Annotated in this window: 5 protein-coding genes; all 5 read left to right on the top strand. The window is 62.4% G+C overall.

Annotated features, from left to right (window positions below; genetic code table 11):
- A partial coding sequence (locus tag X741_RS136595) for a terminase gpA endonuclease subunit (protein ID WP_023781009.1) occupies window positions 1-649 on the top strand: 649 nt, incomplete at its 5' end.
- A 109-nt stretch (window positions 650-758) separates the two neighbouring features.
- A complete protein-coding gene (locus tag X741_RS00140) occupies window positions 759-956 on the top strand; it encodes a hypothetical protein (RefSeq protein WP_023781007.1) in 198 nt (65 codons plus the stop codon).
- The gene (locus X741_RS136600) at window positions 956-2,593 is read left to right on the top strand and encodes a phage portal protein (protein WP_023781006.1); all 1,638 of its coding nucleotides are present in this window, start codon (window positions 956-958) and stop codon (window positions 2,591-2,593) included. Before X741_RS00140 ends, X741_RS136600 begins: the two co-directional genes overlap by 1 nt.
- 1 nt (window position 2,594) lies before the next feature.
- Window positions 2,595-3,518: a hypothetical protein gene (locus X741_RS136605; protein ID WP_023781005.1), complete on the top strand. Its 924-nt coding sequence runs from the start codon at window positions 2,595-2,597 to the stop codon at window positions 3,516-3,518.
- A 28-nt stretch (window positions 3,519-3,546) separates the two neighbouring features.
- Window positions 3,547-4,989, top strand: coding sequence for a head maturation protease, ClpP-related (locus X741_RS1000000167785; protein ID WP_023781004.1), 1,443 nt, complete (start codon window positions 3,547-3,549; stop codon window positions 4,987-4,989).
- Window positions 4,990-5,339 lie beyond the last annotated feature (350 nt).

The raw sequence follows: 5,339 nt of genomic DNA, 5'->3' as shown, positions 1-5,339 counted from the left end.
CCTGTTCGGCGTCGACAGCGGCTATCGCAGCCATATCGTCTACACCTGGGTGCGCGGCAAGCCGGCGACTTTCGCACTGAAGGGCGTCGATGGCTGGAGCCGCCCGCCGCTCGGCCAGCCGTCGCCGGTCGATATCGATTTCAACGGCAAGCGCATCCGCAACGGCGCCATGGTCTGGGCGGTCGGCACCTGGCCGCTGAAAGGCGCTTTCTACGCCGATCTGCGCAAGGAAGGTGTAGCCGCCGGCCAGCCTGTCAACCCGCCGGGCTATATCCATTTCGGTCATTGGCAGGACGAAGTCTATTTCCGCCAGATCACCTCGGAATATCTGGCAAACGAGACCTTCCGAGGCCGGGTCCGGCGCGTCTGGACGGTTCGCCGCGGCGAGGAAAATCACCTGCTCGACTGCGAGGTCTACAATTCGGCGTTGGCCGATTATCTCGGCCTGTCACGGATGACCGAGGATCAATGGAAGCATCTTGCCGCCGAGCGCGGCTTGCCCGGCGATCTCGATTTCTTCGCGCCGGCGCCCTTGCTCGCGCAGGCGGCGATGCCGGTGCCGAAACCTGCGCCGAAACCGGCGGAAGACAAGAACGCGCCGAAGGGTGAGCGCTTCGTCAATGCGCGCTCCGGCTGGCTGAAAGGATAGNCGGCGATGCCGGTGCCGAAGCCGGCGCAGAAACAGGCGGAAGACAAGAACGCGCCGAAGGGTGAGCGCTTCGTCAATGCGCGCTCCGGCTGGCTGAAAGGATAGGGCGATGGCCTACACGCAGACCCAGATCGACGCCCTCAAGAATGCCATCGCCTCCGGCGTGCTGACGTTTAAGCACGGCGAGACGCTGACCCAATACCAGTCGCTTAGCGAGATGCGGAAGGCGCTCAAGGAAATGCAGTCCGAAGTCGACGGCTCTCAACCGCCGCGCCGCACCGTCGCCAGCTTCGACAGGGGTCTTTGATGGGTCTGCTTGACCGCGCCATAGCCGTCGTCGCGCCAGGCATGGCCGAGCGTCGTGCCCAGAGCCGCGCGCGCATGGCAGCGATGAGCCAAGCGACCATGGCCTTCGACGGCGCCACGCGTGGCCGCCGTTCGCAGGGCTGGCGCGTGGTGTCGACCGACGCCAATGCCGAAAACCTGCCGGCGCTGTCGCGGCTGCGCGATGTGGCGCGCGACATGGTGCGCAACAATGCGCACGCCGCGCGCGGCAAGTCGGTGCTGGCCAACAACATCGTCGGCACGGGCATCATCCCGTCCATAACAGGCAATGTGCCGAAGACGGTCAAGGCCAGGCTGCTCGACCTGGTCAAGGCGCATCTCGACACGACGGCGTGCGACGCGCGCGGCCGCACCAATCTCTATGGGTTGCAGTGGCTCACCATGGCAACGGTCGCGGAAGCTGGCGAAGCGCTGGTGCGCCGCCGTCCGCGCCGCGCTTCTGACGGCTTGCCGCTGCCGTTTCAATTGGAAGTCCTGGAGCCGGATTACATCGATTCGAGCAAGGATGGTCCGGTCGCCAACAATGGCGGCTATATGGTCCAGGGCATCCAGTTCGATCCGATCGGGCGCCTTGTCGGCTACTGGCTCTACAGCCAGCATCCCGGTTCCTATTCCGGCATCGCCTATGAAAGTCATCTGGTTCCGGCGTCTGAAATTGCCCACATCTTCCGCGCCGACCGGCCCGGCCAGGCGCGCGGCGTCACATGGTTCGCGCCGGTCATCCTCAAGATGCGCGATCTCGCCGATTATGCCGATGCGCAGCTGATCCGGCAGAAGGTCGCCGCCTGTTTCGCCGCCTTCATCCAGTCGGAAGAAAACGTCTCGACCGTGATGCCCGCGGCCGACCCGAACAAGGCGACACAGAGAGACGCCGGTGGCATCTACCAGGTCGAAAGCCTGGAACCGGGCATGATCCAGCGCCTGAAGCCGGGCGAGGAAGTCACCTTCGGCTCGCCGCCATCAGTCGGCGAATATGCCGGCTACAAGGCCGCCGAACTGCGCGACATCGCGGTCGGTCTCGGCGTCTCTTACGAGGTTCTGTCCGGCGACCTGACCGGCGTCAATTTCTCGTCCGGCCGCATGGGATGGCTGGAATTCCAGCGCACCATTGCAACTGCTCAGAACTTCATGATGGTGCCGCAGCTCTGCGCCCCCGTCGGGCGCTGGTTTCTCGAAGCCGCGCAACTTGTCCTGGCGCGCGACCTGTCCGCTGCCGTGCTGATGTGGACGCCACCGCGCCGCGAGATGGTCAACCCGAAGGAAGAGATCGCCGCCGAGCGCGACGCGATCCGCATCGGCCTATCGTCGCGGCCGGAATCGCAACGCAAGTTTGGCTTCGATCCGGAGGATCTCGATGCTGAGATTGCCGGTTCTAACAAGCGGGCCGACGATTTCGGCCTGATCTTCGATTCAGATCCACGCATGCGCACGGCGGCCGGCAACGCGGTCACCGCCGCGACGCCAGCAGCGGACACGACAGGAGATCCTACTGCTTTGGGAACGCGGGTGATCCTGCAAATCCCTGGTGGCGAGAGCTTTGAGACGGTCGTCAGCCCAAGCGTCGCTGCAAAGCTTCAACGCTTTGCGCCAAAGGAGTGAAATGGCGATGTTGCTGTGTGATGACCTTTTAAAGTTGCGTCCAACAAAAGATCTGCTCATTGAGAGAGTTCGAAACAAACTGGCCTTGCCGTCGGAAAATCATGCGTCGCATTGGTCGGAGAAGTGGTCAGGCAAGGTTGACCGTTATGTCTTTGACCAAGAAACGATGGATCAAGTTGTAGCAGTTTATGAAAACCAGCAGCTGCGCGACATCGAGAGAATAGCAAAATTCCCTTCAAATGATTTCTGGCTGGAATGCTCTATCGGCGGGTATCGCTACGGATGGACACCTGAAGTTGTTAATGGAGAATTGCTGCTGCTCTGTTTCCAGCCCTTTTCCAACCAAAATTTGGTGCTGCCTGTCGGCGCTATTCATTGGGGCAGCATTTCAGGGAATGCTGTTACCTGCTCCGCGACAAGGTACGGAGAGGCGGTTGACGGCTTCGATTTCGATCGCCTTTCCCGTGGGATGCTGATGGGTGCTTTCCTTTTGTCGGTGCTCGCTTCGAGCAGAATGGTGTCAGTTCGCCGGGTTGTCCCGTCGCCCGCCGATCGTGTGATGCTACGCCGTCGCGCCCAGCTTGGCAGGCCGTTCTATTCGCACAACGTCGTTTCCTTAAACCTTCCAGACACCAGCGAGATGCGCGGCGTCCTGAAGGGCGGCGAGGGGTGCGGGACCGGGAAACGCGAGCATGAGGTTCGTGGTCATTGGCGCCTTATAAGTCTGCACGTTGAGGCCGGCGAATTGGCACCTTACTGGCGCTGGGTCGACGGTCATAAAGCTGGCGACTCGGCGCTCGGCATCGTCGTCAAGACGCGTGAAGTCGTGATTGGCAACCCGTCGGAAATCGTTAGGCGTGGCTACCAGATGCCGCAAGGCCCCGGCACTCCCGGTGTCCGCGTCAAGGCGCGGCGCGCCGCCTGACCGTCATGCCGCGATAGGAGACACCGCAATGGACAATAACCTGATCGTCGGTGGCGACATGATCCTCTATGGACCGGTCGGCTTCCATGATTTCTGGGAAGGCGCCGGCTTCACCGCCGCCGACGTGGTCAACGCGCTTGCCGAGATGAGCGGCGATATCACCGTGCGCCTCAATTCCGGCGGCGGCGTCGCCACCGAAGGGGCGGCCATCTACAATGCGCTGAAGCGACATGATGGCAAGGTGGCCATCGTCGTCGACGGCGTCGCCGCTTCCGCCGCATCGATGATCGCCATGGCTGGCGATACTGTGGAAATGCCACTCGGCAGCTTGATGATGATCCATGAGCCGTCCGGCATCACGCTTGGGCCTGCCGACGCGCACCGCAAGAACGCCGCCGCGCTCGATGTCCTGACCGGCGTCTACGCCGCTGTCTATGCGGATCATAGCGGCCGTTCCGATGCTGAAGTTCGCAAAATGATGAAGGACGAGACATGGCTTTCGCCAACCGAGGCTATGGCGAAAGGTTTTGCCACCGCCGCCACTGAGGACGGCGATCCGGCCGTTGCCGATGCGAACTTCGACTATCAAACCTACAAGAACGCGCCGGCCGATCTCGCCGCGCTGTCAGCAAATCGCAAGGCCGCGAGCCTTCCGATGGTTGCGGTTCTCGCCGCGCCGCTCAACCCTGGAAAGGAAACCACTATGACCACTCCTGCACCTGCGGCGGACCAGACCAAGCCCGTCACGGTCACCAAGGCCGTTACATTCGAGCAGCCGGAAATTGTCGTCGAGCCGACGATGACCACCGATGCTGTGAACCTGAAGATCTATCAGATGGCTGGCCGCGCCAAGATCGGCTTCGATGCGACCGAGAAGGTTATCAAGGACGCTGCCGGCAGTCTCGAAAAGGCCACCGCGCTGATCATCGACGCGGTCGCCGATCGCGATCCTGACAAGGGGCAGGGGCACACGCTGCCCTTCGCGATGGTCACCGCCGATGAGCGCGACCGTTTCCGCCAGGGCGTCGAGAAGTCGCTCCTGTCCAAGGCTGGTCTTGCCGGCGGCGAGGTCAACGAATTCTCGTCGATGAGCCTGCGCGAAGTGGCGCGCGCCAGCCTCGACAAGGCTGGCATCAAGATGGTCACCGGCGATCCGATGGCCATGGTCGGCGCCGCGCTCGGCATGCCGCATTTCGTCATGGCCGGCGGCCAGCACACCACCAGTGATTTTGTCGAAGTGCTGGCCAACGTCGCCAACAAGTCGATGCTCAAGGGCTACCTCGAAGCCGAGGAAACCTTCGCCAAATGGACGGCCAAGGGATCGCTGNGTCGCCAACAAGTCGATGCTCAAGGGCTACCTCGAAGCCGAGGAAACCTTCGCCAAATGGACGGCCAAGGGATCGCTGTCGGATTTCAAGCCGGCCAAGCGCGTCGACCTCAACCTGTTCCCGACACTGGCCGAAGTGCCTGAAGGTGGCGAATACACCTATGGCACGATCGGCGATCGCGGCGAGAGCATCCAGCTTGCCACCTACGGCAAGATGTTCGCCATCACCCGCCAGGCGATCATCAACGACGACATGAGCGTTTTCACGCGCATCCCGTCGCGCATGGGCCGCGCTGCCATCCGCACCGTTGGCAACCTCGTCTATGCGGTGCTGACTGCCAACGCCGCGATGAGCGATGGTGTGGCGCTGTTCCACACCAACCACAAGAACATCGGCACCGGCGCCATCGCCATGGCCGCGCTCGATGCGGCGCGCGCCAAGATGGCACTGCAGAAGGACCCGGACGATCTTGCCGAAGGCGGCCTGAACATCC

The sequence above is a fragment of the Mesorhizobium sp. LNHC221B00 genome (genome assembly GCF_000502935.1).
Lineage (GTDB): Bacteria > Pseudomonadota > Alphaproteobacteria > Rhizobiales > Rhizobiaceae > Mesorhizobium > Mesorhizobium opportunistum.
Note: the sequence above shows the minus strand (reverse complement) of the source record. Positions and strands in the feature narration are given on the sequence as shown.

Excerpts from the sequence above, each read along its gene's own strand:
- X741_RS00140 (WP_023781007.1), top strand. The coding sequence starts at position 759 with ATGGCCTACACGCAGACCCAGATCGACGCCCTCAAGAATGCCATCGCC.
- X741_RS136600 (WP_023781006.1), top strand. The coding sequence starts at position 956 with ATGGGTCTGCTTGACCGCGCCATAGCCGTCGTCGCGCCAGGCATGGCC.
- X741_RS136605 (WP_023781005.1), top strand. The coding sequence starts at position 2,595 with ATGGCGATGTTGCTGTGTGATGACCTTTTAAAGTTGCGTCCAACAAAA.